We start from the raw sequence: 15,424 nt of genomic DNA, 5'->3' as shown, positions 1-15,424 counted from the left end.
TCTGAAATTTGAACCTGCAATTTACGAAAATTGTAATTCTAAAGCTCCTGCTGTGATATTATTATAATTCTGAATTCTGCTATTCTGAATCAGCCCGAAATGTTTAATTTTAGAACCCTAAAGTCTTGCTATGTCAAAAATTACGCTCCTTATTCACTGCCCCGATACTTCAGGAATTATTGCCCACGTTACTTCCTTCTTTTATAAAAGGCAGGGCAATATTATTTATATAGACCAATATGTAGACGTAGAGAACACTGTTTTTTTTATGCGCTTAGAATGTGAGTTTAAAGCGCAAACCAATATTAGTATTACTAAAGATGAATTTAAAGAAACTGTAGCTAAAAAATATGATATGTCCTGGCAAATGTACTCAGCCAGTGCAAAACCAAGGATGGCCGTTTTTGTCTCTAAATATGATCATTGTCTTTATGATATTTTAAGCAGATTTAAATCTGACGAACTTAAAGTGGATATTCCCTTAATTATGAGTAACCACAAAGACCTTGAACAGGTAGCACAGAATTTTGGAATTCCGTTTTATCATATTCCGGTAACACCCAATACAAAAGAAAAAGCTGCTGAAATCCAGCTTCAATTGCTTCAAAAAGAAAAAGTAGATTTTATTGTTCTGGCCAGGTATATGCAAATAATCCCAAAATCTTTAATAGCAGCCTTCCCAAATCGAATCATTAATATTCATCACTCTTTCTTACCTGCCTTTGCCGGAGCCAAACCGTATCACCTAGCCTACAAAAGAGGCGTGAAAATAATTGGAGCTACCAGTCACTATGTCACTGAAGAGCTTGACGCAGGACCCATAATTGAACAGGATATTACCCGCATTTCACATAGCCATTCAATTAAAGACCTTATTTTAAAAGGAAGAGACTTAGAAAAAATTGTTCTGGCCAAGGGAGTAAAATATCATATTGAAAGAAAAACTTTGGTTTTTAACAACAAAACCATAGTTTTTACCTAATAGCTGTTTTCCCGGGCGATTCATCTTAATGCAAAAATGATACATTTGTAAAAAAGCTACGCTATGAAAAAATTATGCCTTATCCTTAGTATTTTCTTATTTTCATCCTGTGCTGAACTTCAGGAAATCGCCAGTCAATATCCTCAAGCCGGTGTTAGTAACACCGAGATCGCTTCAGGTTTACGCCAGGCTTTAGATATGGGAATTGAAAAACAAGTGACCAAACTCACCGAAGAAAACGGGTTTTACAGCAATGAATTGGTAAGAATAACCTTACCGCCAGAATTACAAAAAGTAGATAAAACTTTGCGCGATGTTGGCTTAGATGCCTTAGCCGATGAAGGCTTAAAAGTATTAAACAAGGCTGCCGAAGAAGCAGTTAAAGAAGCAACTCCAATTTTTGTGAATGCCGTAAAAGAGATTACGTTTAATGATGCCAGAAACATTCTATTAGGCGAAAACAATGCGGCTACTTTATATCTTACCGGAAAAACCGAAGAACCACTTTACAGCAAATTTAATCCTGTAGTGACCAATTCACTCGAAAAAGTTGGTGCCACTCAAGTTTGGAGCAATATTATTAACCGGTATAATAGCCTGCCTCTTACCAGCAACGTAAATCCGGACCTTGCAGATTATGTTACCAACCAAGCACTAGAAGGAGTCTACACCATGATCGCTGTTGAGGAAAAAGAGATCAGGGAAAAAGTTTCAGCAAGAACTACAAATCTTTTACAACGAGTTTTCGCCTTACAGGACAATCAATATTAGAATACTATTTTAAGATTTAGAACAAATACTTTAATGTTATACACGAAAAAATTAGATAAATCTTATAGAGCACAGATTTATCTAATTTTTTTAACATATTAAAGAAGGAAGAAGGATATTTTAGACTAAGATTAACGCAGACTTAGCAATCCTTTGCGGTTCCGCAAGTTATATTTGTATCAAAGACGAAAACAGTATTATGTTCAAAATCTTTGAAACAAAATCTACAGAAGAATGCCTTTGTGATAAGTACACCCATCTTATGCACAAATCTTATAAGTTGGCGCTTACCGATAAAGAGGAAAGTGACCGATTAAATGAAAGAGCAAAAAAAATTCTAAAGGAACTTAGAAGAATGCAGTATGATAAAATAGATCATTAAAGGCTAAGCGTTTTAAAATAGTCCATTGCTTTTATTAATCGGGAACCGTACCAACTAAAATACTCACCATCTACCAGTTTAATTTCTACGTTTAAGTCTGAAAAATATTTTTTATGCTTTTCTTCAAACGGAAATGGCTCAGATGAAAGTAAAAGTAAATCAGGGTTTTTAGCTTTCAATTCTTTAAGAGAGGTTTCAGGATACCTTGATTCTGCAAACACATTTTCAAACTTATTCAGTTTTAAAAGTTCATTTATAAAAGTGTCTTTACCAGTAACCATTAAAGGTTTTTTCCAAATAAAATAAGCTACTTTTCTAACCGGTTTATCTTTGAGTTGCTCCTGTAGGGCAGCAATTTTTTTCCTAACAGAATTCACCATCGTTTCCACTAATGCTTCTTTGTGAAAGATCTTGCCATACTGATTCATCAATTCAAAAGCATCCTCAATTTTCACAATATCTGAAACGTGAACGGGAGCAACTTCTTCCAGCTTCTCCACCATTTCTTTAGTATTTTCTTCTTTGTTACACAGAATAATATCTGGCTTTAAAGCTTTTATTTTTTCAAGTGTCACCTGTTTTGTACCACCAACAATAGTTTTGACTTTTCGAAGATATTTAGGATGTACACAGAATTTGGTAATTCCAACCAGATTTTCTTCCATCCCCAGATCAACAAGAAGTTCGGTTTGACTGGGCACTAAAGAGATTATTCGTTTTGGGGTTTTTGGAAGGAAAATCTTTCTTTGTAATTGATCTTTAACTTCCATCTTAAAACATTAAAGTTGATTCAACTGCTCTGCCATTTGCTGCTGAAGCACTTCAGCCCTGGCTCCGGCTATTTCAGCGAAATTCGAAGATTCTGAAGCATAAATAATCTTTCGGGAAGAGTTTACCAGTAATCCTACATTTTTTGTCATTCCGTATTTACATACGTCTTCCAGTTTTCCACCCTGCGCGCCAACACCGGGAACCAAAATAAAGTTTTCAGGAATTATTTCCCGTATTTCTTTTAAATATTCAGCTTTAGTAGCGCCCACCACGTACATTAACCTCTCGGAATTCTTCCAGGTCTTAGAAGTTTTAAGCACTTTCTTATAAAGCTCTTCTCCGTCTATTTGCTGTGTTTGAAAATCGAAAGCACCTTCATTAGAGGTTAAAGCCAATAAAATTGCCTGCCTATTTTCAAACTCCAAAAACGGCTCTACCGAATCTTTTCCCATATAGGGCGCTACGGTTACCGAATCGAATCCAAGATCCTGGAGAAAGGTTTTAGCATACATCCTGGAAGTATTGCCAATATCACCGCGTTTAGCATCAGCAATGGTATATATTTCAGGATATTCGTGGTGAAGGTAATTGATTGTTTTTTCTAAAGCCTGCCAGCCTTCCACACCGTTGGCTTCATAAAAAGCGATATTCGGCTTATAAGCCACGCAAAATTTATGCGTAGCGTCTATAATCGCTTTATTGAATTCATAAATAGGATCTTCTTCAGATAACAAATAGGTCGGGATCCTGTCTATATCTACATCAAGTCCCACGCATAAAAACGATTTCTTTTTAAAGATCTGTTCAGTTAATTCTTGCGGGGACATAGGTTAGTTTTTTGTAATTAATATGGTTTAAAATATAAAAAGAAAATTCCGCTTTCGCGGAAAGTAATTCTTAAAATAAAACTCGAGGTTATTGAAAATTTATTAAAATCGTAATTCTGAATTCATTTCGGAATCTAGTTAGTTAATATCTCAAACAAGTTAGAAGCTAAAACAAGTCAGCTTGACGATAATAGTCACCTCCGAAATTGTTAAAATATATCTGAATTTTCTTTAAGCTTCTCTGTATTTTCTACAAATCGCAATTCGTCAAGTATTTTTTGAATATCCCCATTAATGATATTTGAAAGATCATAAAGAGTTAGGTTTATACGGTGGTCTGTAACCCTTCCCTGGGAATAATTATAGGTTCTAATTTTCGCACTACGGTCACCACTGGAAACCATAGAGTTTCTTTTAGCAGCATCGGCTTCCTGCTTTTTAGCAAGTTCCATTTCATATAAACGCGAGCGTAATACTCTAAAAGCTTTCTCTTTGTTCTTATGCTGCGATTTTTGATCCTGGCACTGTGCCACCAAACCTGTTGGTTCGTGAGTTAAACGCACGGCAGAATAGGTGGTGTTCACCGATTGCCCACCGGGACCGGAAGAACAGAAATAATCTATTCTTACTTCTTTTGGATCTATCTCCACATCAAATTCTTCAGCTTCGGGTAGCACCATTACGGTAGCGGCCGAGGTATGTACACGGCCCTGAGTTTCGGTTTGTGGTACACGTTGTACACGATGAACCCCGGCCTCAAACTTCATTGTACCATAAACATCTTCCCCGGAAACTTCAAAAATCATCTCTTTGAATCCGCCGCTTGTTCCTTCGCTATAATCTACAATATTATGCTTCCAGCCTTTGCTTTCTACATATTTGGTGTACATTCTATAAAGATCGCCCGCAAAAATACTGGCCTCATCACCACCGGTACCGGCTCTAATTTCTATAACAACATTCTTGGCATCGTCTGGATCTTTAGGCACCAGCATCATCCTGATCTTTTCTTCCAGCTTCGGAACTTCCTTTTCGGCTTCATCCAACTGCATTTTGGCCATTTCGGTCATTTCTGCATCACTGCCATCGGCAATAATTTCCTTTGCCTCTTCAATATTATTGGTGAGCTCCAAATATTTTTCGCGCTCATCCATTAAAGCCCTAAGATCTTTATATTCTTTATTTAATTCTATATATCGTTTTTGATCTGAAATCACATCGGGTTGAATAATTAAATCATTCACCTCATCAAAACGCTGCTTTACTATATTAAGCTTCTCGATCATATAATCACTCTGATTTTTAGGAAAACAAATTTACGATAAATTGATTGATTTATAAGATTGAAAAAAGAATTGTAAATTGAAATCTCCAAGAGAAGTAAATGATAAGTAAAACCAGGGCGATCTTATATTTTTACCGGCAATTTATTTTGGGATCAATTTTATTGAATTTCTTCTTCTTGTTTTTCGGAAACCCGGTAATATTTATCGTGATATTCAAACTTTTTATTAGTGTGCTGATATTCTATTTGTATAAAACTTCTTATAAACACCAGCTTTACTTTTACCAAAACCTTTCCCTTAACAGTATAAAACTGTTTATATTCAGCTTACTTATAGATTTTATTTTCATCATACTTTCTGCCGGAATTTATTCTCTGATAATATGATTTTTGAAATTGATAATGTTGAACTTTATTTTGCCGAAAAGCAAATCCTAAACGGGGTCTACTTAAAAGCGGAAACGGGAAAAATAACCGGAATACTCGGCGCTAATGGTTGTGGTAAAAGTAGTTTACTCAATATTTTCTTCGGAAGCTTACAACCAAGGCACAAATTGGTTAGAATTGATAAAAAACCTTATCTAAAGCCACTTTTTAAATACGGAATGGTGACATATTTACCGCAACAAAATTTTATTCCACCAAAAATGAAAATTGAAACCTGCTTTCAACTTTTTAAGGTAGATCTAAAGGAATTTTTAAATGACTTCCCTGAATTTAAAACTTACACAAAAGCCAGAATGCGAGATCTTTCAGGTGGGCAGCAGCGCGTGGTAGAAATTTATATTTGCCTAAAAAGTAAGGCTAAACTTATTCTTTTAGACGAACCATTTTCGCATCTTTCCCCACTTTATGTTGAAAAAATTAAAACCTTAACTCAGGAATTACAGAAAGAAAAAGCCATAATTCTTACCGACCATATGTACCGGCATATTTTGGCTACCAGCGACGAGCTTTACCTGCTAAAAAATGGCAGCACCAAATTGATTAACAAAACCAGTGAGTTGGAAGATTACAATTACCTTAAAGCAGGAACGCTTTATAATTAGAATTTTAATTATTATAAAAATTTTTGTGTAAAGATTAAACCTCTCTTTGCTCTAAAATATTGTGGTTAGAATCTTCTAAAGGCTTTAACCAAAAAAGAAGAAGTAAACCTAAAGCAAAAATATGAAAAAGTCTATCGGGGTAATAAAACACCGGCACATCCAGATAGTATGCGATAAAGAAATTGAAATCAGAAAGGGCCATAAAAAGTGCTGCCAGTAAAAAATAAAAACTTTTTTTACTGCTAAATATACTATTATAAGTGAATGCAACCCCAACTAATAATATGGTCAACACAGTGAAGGCTAAATATGCCGGATAAAAATAATTGTATAAAAAACCTTCAGGCACCATAGCTAACAATTCAAACAATAAATAAATATTGATACCTACCACGGCAATTCCCAAAATCAATTCAAAAAAACTAAATTTTACGGATCGGACTTTGGGAAGGACAATTAAAATTAATAGAGAGAAAATCAGCGACCTGGAGATGAAAGTAATAAAATTAAAAATCTGATTTTCATAATAAACTAGCGAGATGTCGCAAATTAAATAAGCGATTAAAACATAGTGTATTTTAGACTTAAAAACTCCATAGGAAAAACTCCATATTATAAAGTATAGTGAACTAGCAACTCTAGACCACCTGCTATTTTCTTCACTTAAAAAATAGATAGAGAGTAAATTAATTATAACCCAGAAAACTGTAGAAAGTATAATAAATTTAGAGCTATAGAGCTTCCGTGTATTCGCCAAGTGGATATATTTTAAAGTTTAAAGAAGAACAAATATTTTTTTCAAAATATTTGAAAAACATCTAAATAATCCGGTTTTTAGCCCCAACTACTCCCGAAAATAAGTATAAATTAAAAAAAGACAGATTATAATTTCCGCTTTACAAAAAGTAAGCTAAGCCTGTTTGGATTTATAGCTCGAAAAGACAAAACTTATACACAGAAGTTAATACTGAAATTCCCCGAATTCACTTTTTATAGTGAGTTTCTTTTCTTCTGAAGCTTCTACCCTACCCACAATTTGCGCATCTACATTAAAAGATTGGGAAATAGCGATAATCTCATCGGCAATCTCAGGATTTACATAGAGTTCCATACGATGGCCCATATTAAAAACCTGGTACATTTCTTTCCAGTCGGTTTTACTTTCCTGTTGAATAAGTTTGAAAAGTGGTGGCACTTCAAACATATTGTCTTTAACAATATGCAAGTTATCTATAAAGTGAAGAATTTTGGTTTGGGCACCTCCGCTGCAGTGCACCATCCCGTTAATTTCTTTATTGCTGAATTTAGAAAGTAATTTCTTAATAATTGGTGCATAAGTTCGGGTTGGAGAAAGCACTAATTTCCCGGCATCTAAAGATGAATTTTCCACCTTATCGGTTAATGATTTTGTTCCTGAATAGATCAAGTTTTCAGGAATATCGTTATCAAAACTTTCAGGATATTTTTCGGCTAAAATTTTTGAGAAAACATCGTGGCGTGCAGAAGTAAGTCCGTTACTACCCATTCCGCCGTTATATTCCTTTTCGTAAGAAGCCTGCCCGGAAGAAGATAAACCAACGATCACATTTCCCGGTTTAATATTGGCATTATCGATTACTTCAGACTTTTGCATCCTGGCCGTTACGGTAGAATCTACAATAATAGTTCTAACCAGGTCTCCGACATCGGCGGTTTCGCCACCGGTAGAATGAATTTCGACAGCAAATTCTTTTAATTCAGCAATCAACTCTTCAGTTCCATTGATTATAGCCGAAATCACATCTCCAGGAATTTTATTTTTGTTCCGGCCGATGGTTGAAGAAAGCATAATATTATCTATAGCGCCTACACAAAGCAGGTCGTCTATATTCATTATCAAAGCATCTTGTGCTATTCCTTTCCAAACCGAAAGATCTCCGGTTTCTTTCCAGTACATATAAGCAAGCGAAGATTTTGTACCTGCGCCATCGGCGTGCATAATTAAGCAATGCTCGTTGCTCCCGGTAAGATAATCTGGCACAATTTTACAAAATGCTTTGGGAAATAAACCCTTATCTACATTTTTAATGGCATTGTGCACATCTTCTTTTCCAGCTGAAACTCCGCGCTGAGCATATCTCTTACTAACTTCCTGACTCATAATTATATTATTGAAGCCTCAAAGATAAACAGATTAGATTAGTCACTGAAGTATTATAAAATAAAAAAAGCGATAGCAAAAAATCCGCTACCGCTTTCCCCCGAAAAGAAAATCTTTATTCCCAGTCTGGCATCTTCGCATTGGAATATAACTCCTGGCGACTGGCAGTTCCTCCGCCCTCAATAAGGGTTTGTTCTATAAACATTTCAGAAATTCCATCATTAGAGGTATTCACGTATGTAACTTCTGCCTCACTGGGGGAAAATCTGGGATCCAGATCGTTTGTGCCTTCAGGTTTATCTTCACTAATATCAATACTTTGATTGCTATTGAAATTATAAATAAACATTCTTGAATTAAGTTGGCGGTAATCATCACTTTCATAACCCGATACATCCCGGGTATATAATAATCTTTGATTATCTACCGATAAATTTAATCCTCCCAGGGCACCATCTAGTCCTGATATTACCGAATCCATAAAATTACCTGACATATCTATAGTGTAAATTTCAGCATTATATCCGTTAGCATTATTCACCAATAAGGCTATTCTGGTATTGTCGTTGCTTACATCAACTTCAGTTATAAATTTGCCATTGCGTTCTTCATAAATTAGGCTTGTGCCTCCCCCGGTTACATTTACCCTATATAATTTTTCAAAATTTGGATAAACCAAACTGGCTCCATTATTAGCCCAGGAAAAATCTACTTTTTCAAGGTTAAAGACGTTTACAGGAATATTTGAAGTAATTTGAGTTTGGGCCGATCCATCTAGATTCATAGTAAATAAATGGGTTTGATTGCCTACGGTTCTTAGAAATGCAATTTTATCAGTACGATGATTTTTACGTGGTCTAAAACTATTGTGGTTAGAAGAAGTAAGCTGATATTCATTTCCGTTTAAATCGCGAGCAAAAATCACATTATTATTATTCATCTCCCGCACATACATAAATCTTGTTTTAGGAAACTCTAACGTATTAAAAGAATATACTTCACTTAATACAGGATCGTTAAGGCTATCTGAAACCCTTATCTGCCAGAAATATTTATATCCATAATTTAAACCTTCTACTGTTTGCACAGTATCATTAAGCTCGGTGTACCTAATTACGTCATTATTTCTATCGTTTCTTATTTCAAGTTCGTAGGTAAGGCTATCGTTATCTGCATCCTGAGAGTGCCAGGTAAAATCTACGCTGGTAGCTACTCCTTCTGCATTGTCTTGCGGACTCATTAAAGTTGGCGCATCAGGTTTTCTATTATTAGCATTTGCCGGTTGCATTTCAAAAATAACATTCACTTCGGCATCTGTTAAAACTTCAGCTCCTTCAAATTGGGTTAACAAACCTTCTTTCCTGGCTTGCACAGAATATTCATCAACTGGAACATTCTCAATAATAAACTCACCATTTTCATCGGTAAAAACTGTAGAAGTAGCGGGCGTGGTAGAAATTCGAACATTTTCGATGGGTTCAAAATCACCCTCGGTCACTACAGTTCCGGTTATGCTTCCGCTTTGCAAAGCATCAATCGTATCTTCACTGCAGCCCACTGAAATGAAAATAAATAACAGCGGAAAAATATATTTTAGATTTTTCATTATTGATTGTTTAAGTTGTTGTTTCTATCACGCTTAGAATTACCCAAATGAAAATTAAGACCAATACTAAAATTGAAATAATGATCGTTTCTTTTACCGTGAATAAACCGGTCCAGTTCGTCGTTAAACATAAGGTTATGCTCTGCAAAACCTCTTATGCCCAGCTTATCTGTAAGCATATATTCCAGACCAAGACCGTATTGAAGTTTAAAATGAGTTGAAGACATTCCATCTGGAACCTCATCGCTATCGAGACCAAAAACAACCCCGCCACCGACAGATAAGTATGGTCCAAAAGTATCGTTAGGCAGCACATTATATTGCCCATTCACATCCAATCCTATAAATTTTTCTGAAAATGCACCTTGATTTTTAAGCTCAAAAGCGTTGGCTGCAAGATTTACAGAGAGGGATGGGAAAATATTATTGGTATAATCTAATCTTAACATTCCACCTGCTTCAGCATTAGAGAAATCCCCGCTCATTATAGAGGTTCCTACATTAACGCCAATAGAACTTCCCGTTTTATCTATAAACTTTCGGTTGTATAATCTCTCCATTGAAGCATCTTCCTTTTCAGCATTATAGCTTGCAATTAATTCGTTTACCAGGGGTTGCTGATCTTCTCTGGGAGTCCATAAATTATCCTGAATTCCTTCTAAAACCAAGGCTTCTACCCCTTTTTCTATAGCTTCGGTAACTGCTAATTGCACGGGTTCATTTCGTGTAAATCCGGTTTCTGCCTCCATTAAACGCTGAAAACTTACGTATTTAAACAAACTGGCATCTATAGCCTGGGAAAGTATAGTTTTAGAAATATAAACATTCTTTAAAATTCTTCCGCTGGAAGTAGAAACAGCTCTTAAATAAATAGTAACCCGATCTTGCCTGTACTGAGTAGAACCGCCAACGCCAAAATACCTGGCACCTAAACCGCCAGTAATAATATTGGTGTCGTAAGAAACAATTCCTCCTTCAAGAATAATTCCTGCGTAAAGCAACGGGGGAAGTTGTGGCTCATTTGTATTAGCATTAGCCCTGTATTCCTGGCGGGTAGAGCGAATTATGTTTCTCTCGTTTAACAGGTTTCCTATGTTCTCTCTTTCTATTGTAGTAAACCATTTTGAATCTTCCAGGGCTTTAATAAGAATAGAAGTCGCTCCCTGGGTTACCGCCGTGCTAAAGGTACTTCCCATTTCTGAGGGTTTGTACTGGCCGGTTAAATCTCTAAAATTATAAACTCCTACTACCACCGGTTCTTCGGGTAAAGGGAGATTTTTAAGGGCGGTTGTAGCATTGGTACTCTCTCCTATTTTGGCATCCTGATAATCTACAGGCTGGTTAAAATAGGATCCGCAGGACCAAAATAGCGCCACTATCCCCATTAATATGGAGTATTTAAAAAATTTCATAAATAGGAAGTTTATTGTGGAACTATAATTTGGGTTTGTTCGCCGGTATTGGTGGGAGTGTTAGCTCAACTCTGTCTGCTTCTTCTCCCGGGGGTACCCCCGGGAGAAGAAAATTTTAGTTTTTCGTTTCATTGGTGGCTAAGTCCAACTCTAGCCGACCTTCAAATTTAATAGCTAATTGTTGAACTACCAAACCCCAGTTCTGCAGTGGGGCGTTCCATTTCTTTTCAATTCTTCTGGTAGCTAGGTAAACCAGCTTCAATAGTGCCATATCATTGGTAAAAGCGCCTTTGGTCTTGGTTACTTTTCTTACCTGCCGGTGAAAAGCCTCTACGGCATTTGTGGTGTATATGAGTTTTCTAATGGGTGCGGTATATTCAAAATAAGCACTCAATCGGTCCCAGTTATCATTCCAGGAACGGATCACTATGGGATATCTTTTGCCCCATTTTTCTTCCAGATCCAGTAAAGCCGATTCAGCCTGGTCTTTGGTGTCAGCCTTGTACACCAGTTTAAGGTCTTTCATAAAATCTTTTTGATCCTTACTGGCCACATACTTCATACTATTGCGGATCTGGTGGACAATACATAGCTGAATATCAGTCTTGGGATAAACAGAATGAATGGCTTCACTAAAGCCCGTAAGATTATCCGTACAGGCAATCAGAATATCTTTTAAGCCACGGTTGTTTAATTGGGTCAGCACCTGAAGCCAAAAATTGGCCCCTTCACTTTCCGAGATATACATACCCAGCACTTCCTTTCTTCCAGCTTTATTTATTCCTAAAATATTATACAAGGCCTTGTGCTTTACTTTGCCTTCTTCGCGTACCTTGAAGTGCATCGCGTCGAGCCATAGGATGCAATATACCGGCTCCAAGGGGCGATCCTGCCATTCCTTAACCTTGGGAATCACCCGGTCCGTAATATCACTTAGAACGTGTGTGGATATCTTGGAATCATACATTTCCTCTATATGAGCTGAGATATCCCGCAGGCTATTGCCCATCCCGTACATGCCTATAATCTGCTTTTCTAAATTATCGGCCAGGATACGCTGGCGTTTCGCTACGATCTCCGGCTCAAAGGTACTGTTACGATCCTGGGGCGTGTTAATGGTGACGTCCCCTTGGCTGCTCTTTAGGGTCTTTTTGCCTTTGCCATTACGCTTATTACCTGCTTTTGAGCCTTTTTCTTCATCGGAAAGGTGCGAAGACATTTCTGCTTCCAGGGCCTCTTCCATAAACTCCCTAAGCATTGGAGCAAAAGCGCCGTTTTTGCCGGTTAGGGATTCTCCTGATAAAAATTGTTTTAATGCTTTTTCCTTTAATTCCTTAATCTCTTCTTGTGTCATAATCTAGTCTAAAAATTTTAATTTAATTTTCAAAGTCTAGACAGACTTGAGATTACACCCTCGTATTGGTATCAAGAATATTGATCACCAGTCCTTCGTTGGAGGGATAAATATCTATAGCCAAACTGCCAAAAGTATATTTACCTTCCTCTAAACCTGCTTCGCCAAATTCCTGAGTAAATAACTGCCGACCTACCTGGCCCAGTAACTGTGAATTTAAACTTTGGGTAAATTGTTCCATTTCAGAAAGTTCCTGGCGTGATGCATCAGGATCTTCAAATGAGTTTTGTGACTGCGCACTGCTTAAAAGCCACTGGTAGTTAAAAGTGTCACCACCAAATGCTGGATTTTTTGGTGTATAAACCAACTCCTGAGCAGAGATTGGAAGGCACCAAAAAATTAATAGAATTAAAACTAATCTTTTCATAATCGGGGGGATTAAAAAGTTAATATTGTGAAATCTTTTCGCTTCGGTTTTTTAGGTATTCCATATACCTATTCACCTGTTGTAAGGCTGTTACAGCCTGTTCTTTTAAATAGTCTAATTTTGGTCTTGCAAAAAACTCATAGATCACTCTATCATTTACCTTTACCATTATTTTAGTAGTTCGACCAAAACTTATCATTTCTTCTATTTCTATCATTTTATTACCTTTTACAGGGTTTAAACTGTATTGCTGATAAAAAAAGTCATAGAAATCTTTTCCGGGTTTCGTTTTTGTTCTTTGAATAACCATGCTGGTTAATTCAATTCCTTCATTTGTATTTTCATAAGAGAGTTGTTTTTCTTCTTTCTTCTCTGTTTTCTCTTCAAATACAATTCTTTTGGTTCCCATAACCTCATCATCTTCATTATAAATCATTAAAAGAAGAATGGTTCGTTGCTTTGGGTTTATTGAAACTGTAGTTGAAGAAAGTTCTCGGGTTTCAAAAGGCTCTAAAGTAAACCTGCCCGTTTGAGAATTTTTTGAGGAATTATTATTTCCAGAAGAAGTTATTACCGATAACTCGTAGTGTAAACTATATGTAGCCTCGGTTAAATTTTTAGAAATTCCTGTAATTTCCAGGAGGTTATCTTTATTATCATTGGTTTTAATAGAAGCTTCTACTTCTGAATTAAAATTTTGAGCTTCAGCTGAAACTGAAATTAAAAATATAAGAACCAGTAAATTCAATGGTCCAGATATTATTTTTCTCAATGAGATCATTTAAAATTTCTTACAATTAAAGAGCGTGAATCACCATTCATTTGAAATTTCAGATTATTTCCAATTGAATTAGAACCAAATTGTTCAAAATGATGGTTATTCCCTTGCTGATTAAGCTCTAAACTTATTTCTTCTCCAGGACTGTTCACAAAATTGAAAGCCTTATGCCTGTCTCCATTTTGTACAATAGAAGACGCAAAGGTTTTGGCACTAACATTAGAATAAATATTATTAAAATTTCCATTTTGAATGTAAACAGATTTATTCTCCTGGGCTCTTACCGAAGTATATACCTGGTTTCTATCCCCAATTTGATTTATGAAGACTTCATTATTTACCTGTTTATTCTCCTTTTGTACACTAGCCAGAAGATTTACTACAACCTGATTTTGAATTCGATTATGAGTTAAATTATCTTGAGCAATTAACTGGAAATTAAAACAAAGCAGCAATAAAAAAATGCTAAAACCAATACTTCTCATAAGATGAATTTTTAAATAAAAATAACCCGGATGCCTAAAATACATCCGGGTTATTTTTTATTTATTAATTAATTTGCTGATGGAACTAGGTTCCCCTGATTAACCATTGAAGAGTTATGGTTGCCACTCTGGTTAACCAAACTCATATGCTGGCTACCGTTTTGTGTAACAGTGCTGGCATTATGATTTCCAGATTGCATAGACCATGACATATGGCGATCTCCTTTTTGTTCTACATCACTAGTGTTGTGATCTCCTGTTTGCATTACGTATGAGTTACTTCCCCATCCGTTTTGGTAAACATCACTCTCATTGTGATTCCCTGATTGAACGGTATAAGATTCATGACTTGCACCAGTTTGAAAATCGTCAGCAGAGTTATTATCACCAGACTGCATTTGAACAGAAATATGGTTGCTGTTTAATTGCTCGATACTAGCGTCGTTGCCGTTTCCAGATTGTATTTGCATAGCCACACCATTCACAGTTCCGCTTCCTGCACCATTTGTATATGGAGAGTCTTGAGAAATTACAGCCTCATTGTGGTTACCACTTTGATATTGCATAGCAAAATTCGCCGCTGGTCCTTGTAGACCATCATCATTCTGGCCTGTTATAGCAGAGTTATGACTTCCGGTTTGAATAACAAAAGCTTCATTATACTCCGCTTTTTGATCTACATCAGCAGAGTTATGATCTCCAGATTGAGAAACAAAAGACAGGTTAGATAATCCCTGTTGATCTACATCAGATTGGTTATGATTGCCAGATTGACCAACAAGACTTGAATTACTTTGAGCAAATGCAACTGCCCCAAACATTAGCGCTCCTGCGCAAAAAATCACTTTTTTCATAATAAAAAATTAAGGTTAAAAATATTCAGATTAAAAATTTACAATTTCACTTTGGGGCAAAACGTTTCTCCTTCATATCTATAATAAATTCATATTATAGAAATACAACAGTTTTGGGGGCAAAATATATAGGGAGATAGAATTTGACGCAACCTTGGGGAAGGTTTAGGGGGGTGTTAAATTCTGATGCTAATATAGGATGGATTTTAGGACAAAATTATACTTTTCGATGAAGAGTCACATTTTTTGACAAGAAGGGAAGTTTGACACAATGAAAGTATTATACAGGAAAACCCTTATG

Annotated in this window: 16 protein-coding genes; 4 read left to right on the top strand and 12 right to left on the bottom strand. The window is 36.1% G+C overall.

Going from position 1 to position 15,424, the window contains the following annotated elements; translation table 11 throughout:
- The first annotated feature begins 130 nt into the window (after positions 1-130).
- The 3 genes from purU to B5488_RS16505 all read left to right on the top strand — a co-directional run bounded on the left by purU (position 131) and on the right by B5488_RS16505 (position 2,135).
- Positions 131-982, top strand: coding sequence for a formyltetrahydrofolate deformylase (purU, locus tag B5488_RS16515; RefSeq protein WP_079736255.1), 852 nt, complete (start codon positions 131-133; stop codon positions 980-982).
- Positions 983-1,045: 63 nt separating this feature from the next.
- Complete coding sequence (locus tag B5488_RS16510) at positions 1,046-1,753, top strand: DUF4197 domain-containing protein (protein WP_079736254.1); 708 nt, start codon at positions 1,046-1,048, stop codon at positions 1,751-1,753.
- A 199-nt stretch (positions 1,754-1,952) separates the two neighbouring features.
- The gene (locus tag B5488_RS16505; RefSeq protein WP_079736253.1) at positions 1,953-2,135 is read left to right on the top strand and encodes a Lacal_2735 family protein; all 183 of its coding nucleotides are present in this window, start codon (positions 1,953-1,955) and stop codon (positions 2,133-2,135) included.
- Here B5488_RS16505 and B5488_RS16500 read toward each other — a convergent pair.
- The 3 genes from B5488_RS16500 to prfA form a co-directional block, all read right to left on the bottom strand.
- Positions 2,132-2,905 (bottom strand): ABC transporter substrate-binding protein, encoded by a 774-nt coding sequence (locus tag B5488_RS16500; RefSeq protein WP_079736252.1) that lies wholly within the window; start codon positions 2,903-2,905, stop codon positions 2,132-2,134. The genes B5488_RS16505 and B5488_RS16500 overlap by 4 nt on opposite strands.
- A gap of 9 nt (positions 2,906-2,914) precedes the next feature.
- The gene (gene pyrF, locus B5488_RS16495) at positions 2,915-3,733 is read right to left on the bottom strand and encodes an orotidine-5'-phosphate decarboxylase (protein ID WP_079736251.1); all 819 of its coding nucleotides are present in this window, start codon (positions 3,731-3,733) and stop codon (positions 2,915-2,917) included.
- Between the two features lie 209 nt (positions 3,734-3,942).
- Positions 3,943-5,019, bottom strand: coding sequence for a peptide chain release factor 1 (gene prfA / locus B5488_RS16490; RefSeq protein WP_079736250.1), 1,077 nt, complete (start codon positions 5,017-5,019; stop codon positions 3,943-3,945).
- Between the two features lie 382 nt (positions 5,020-5,401).
- Here prfA and B5488_RS16485 point away from each other — a divergent pair, with 382 nt between their 5' ends.
- Positions 5,402-6,067: an ATP-binding cassette domain-containing protein gene (locus tag B5488_RS16485; RefSeq protein ID WP_079736249.1), complete on the top strand. Its 666-nt coding sequence runs from the start codon at positions 5,402-5,404 to the stop codon at positions 6,065-6,067.
- A 34-nt stretch (positions 6,068-6,101) separates the two neighbouring features.
- Here B5488_RS16485 and B5488_RS16480 read toward each other — a convergent pair whose 3' ends face one another.
- From B5488_RS16480 to B5488_RS16440, 9 genes are all read right to left on the bottom strand, one after another.
- Positions 6,102-6,479, bottom strand: a complete 378-nt coding sequence (locus B5488_RS16480) for a hypothetical protein (RefSeq protein ID WP_079736248.1) — start codon at positions 6,477-6,479, stop codon at positions 6,102-6,104.
- Positions 6,480-7,028: 549 nt separating this feature from the next.
- Positions 7,029-8,207, bottom strand: a complete 1,179-nt coding sequence (locus tag B5488_RS16475) for an AIR synthase related protein (protein WP_079736247.1) — start codon at positions 8,205-8,207, stop codon at positions 7,029-7,031.
- A gap of 115 nt (positions 8,208-8,322) precedes the next feature.
- Positions 8,323-9,813 (bottom strand): carboxypeptidase regulatory-like domain-containing protein, encoded by a 1,491-nt coding sequence (locus tag B5488_RS16470; RefSeq protein ID WP_079736246.1) that lies wholly within the window; start codon positions 9,811-9,813, stop codon positions 8,323-8,325.
- Positions 9,813-11,225, bottom strand: a complete 1,413-nt coding sequence (locus B5488_RS16465) for a CsgG/HfaB family protein (RefSeq protein WP_079736245.1) — start codon at positions 11,223-11,225, stop codon at positions 9,813-9,815. The genes B5488_RS16470 and B5488_RS16465 overlap by 1 nt, the downstream gene beginning before the upstream one ends.
- Positions 11,226-11,340: 115 nt before the next feature.
- Positions 11,341-12,579 (bottom strand): IS256 family transposase, encoded by a 1,239-nt coding sequence (locus B5488_RS16460; protein ID WP_079733433.1) that lies wholly within the window; start codon positions 12,577-12,579, stop codon positions 11,341-11,343.
- Positions 12,580-12,631: 52 nt separating this feature from the next.
- Entirely contained in the window at positions 12,632-13,006 is a 375-nt protein-coding gene (locus tag B5488_RS16455) for a curli production assembly/transport component CsgF (protein ID WP_079736244.1), read from the bottom strand.
- 19 nt (positions 13,007-13,025) lie between these two features.
- Complete coding sequence (gene csgH, locus B5488_RS16450; protein WP_170065322.1) at positions 13,026-13,778, bottom strand: curli-like amyloid fiber formation chaperone CsgH; 753 nt, start codon at positions 13,776-13,778, stop codon at positions 13,026-13,028.
- A gap of 5 nt (positions 13,779-13,783) precedes the next feature.
- On the bottom strand, positions 13,784-14,269 hold the full coding sequence (locus B5488_RS16445) for a hypothetical protein (protein WP_106197168.1): 486 nt from the start codon (positions 14,267-14,269) through the stop codon (positions 13,784-13,786).
- A gap of 68 nt (positions 14,270-14,337) precedes the next feature.
- Positions 14,338-15,123, bottom strand: coding sequence for a hypothetical protein (locus B5488_RS16440; protein WP_079736241.1), 786 nt, complete (start codon positions 15,121-15,123; stop codon positions 14,338-14,340).
- Positions 15,124-15,424: the final 301 nt, after the last annotated feature.

Source organism: Salegentibacter salegens (assembly GCF_900142975.1).
Classification (GTDB): domain Bacteria; phylum Bacteroidota; class Bacteroidia; order Flavobacteriales; family Flavobacteriaceae; genus Salegentibacter; species Salegentibacter salegens.
This window is presented reverse-complemented; position numbering and strand designations above follow the sequence as displayed.

Bases quoted from the DNA above. Each gene is read 5' to 3' on its own strand.
- purU (WP_079736255.1), top strand. From the start codon at position 131: ATGTCAAAAATTACGCTCCTTATTCACTGCCCCGATACTTCAGGAATT.
- B5488_RS16510 (WP_079736254.1), top strand. From the start codon at position 1,046: ATGAAAAAATTATGCCTTATCCTTAGTATTTTCTTATTTTCATCCTGT.
- B5488_RS16505 (WP_079736253.1), top strand. From the start codon at position 1,953: ATGTTCAAAATCTTTGAAACAAAATCTACAGAAGAATGCCTTTGTGAT.
- B5488_RS16500 (WP_079736252.1), bottom strand. From the start codon at position 2,905: ATGGAAGTTAAAGATCAATTACAAAGAAAGATTTTCCTTCCAAAAACC.
- pyrF (WP_079736251.1), bottom strand. From the start codon at position 3,733: ATGTCCCCGCAAGAATTAACTGAACAGATCTTTAAAAAGAAATCGTTT.
- prfA (WP_079736250.1), bottom strand. From the start codon at position 5,019: ATGATCGAGAAGCTTAATATAGTAAAGCAGCGTTTTGATGAGGTGAAT.
- B5488_RS16485 (WP_079736249.1), top strand. From the start codon at position 5,402: ATGATTTTTGAAATTGATAATGTTGAACTTTATTTTGCCGAAAAGCAA.
- B5488_RS16475 (WP_079736247.1), bottom strand. From the start codon at position 8,207: ATGAGTCAGGAAGTTAGTAAGAGATATGCTCAGCGCGGAGTTTCAGCT.
- B5488_RS16470 (WP_079736246.1), bottom strand. From the start codon at position 9,813: ATGAAAAATCTAAAATATATTTTTCCGCTGTTATTTATTTTCATTTCA.
- B5488_RS16465 (WP_079736245.1), bottom strand. From the start codon at position 11,225: ATGAAATTTTTTAAATACTCCATATTAATGGGGATAGTGGCGCTATTT.
- B5488_RS16460 (WP_079733433.1), bottom strand. From the start codon at position 12,579: ATGACACAAGAAGAGATTAAGGAATTAAAGGAAAAAGCATTAAAACAA.
- B5488_RS16455 (WP_079736244.1), bottom strand. From the start codon at position 13,006: ATGAAAAGATTAGTTTTAATTCTATTAATTTTTTGGTGCCTTCCAATC.
- B5488_RS16445 (WP_106197168.1), bottom strand. From the start codon at position 14,269: ATGAGAAGTATTGGTTTTAGCATTTTTTTATTGCTGCTTTGTTTTAAT.
- B5488_RS16440 (WP_079736241.1), bottom strand. From the start codon at position 15,123: ATGAAAAAAGTGATTTTTTGCGCAGGAGCGCTAATGTTTGGGGCAGTT.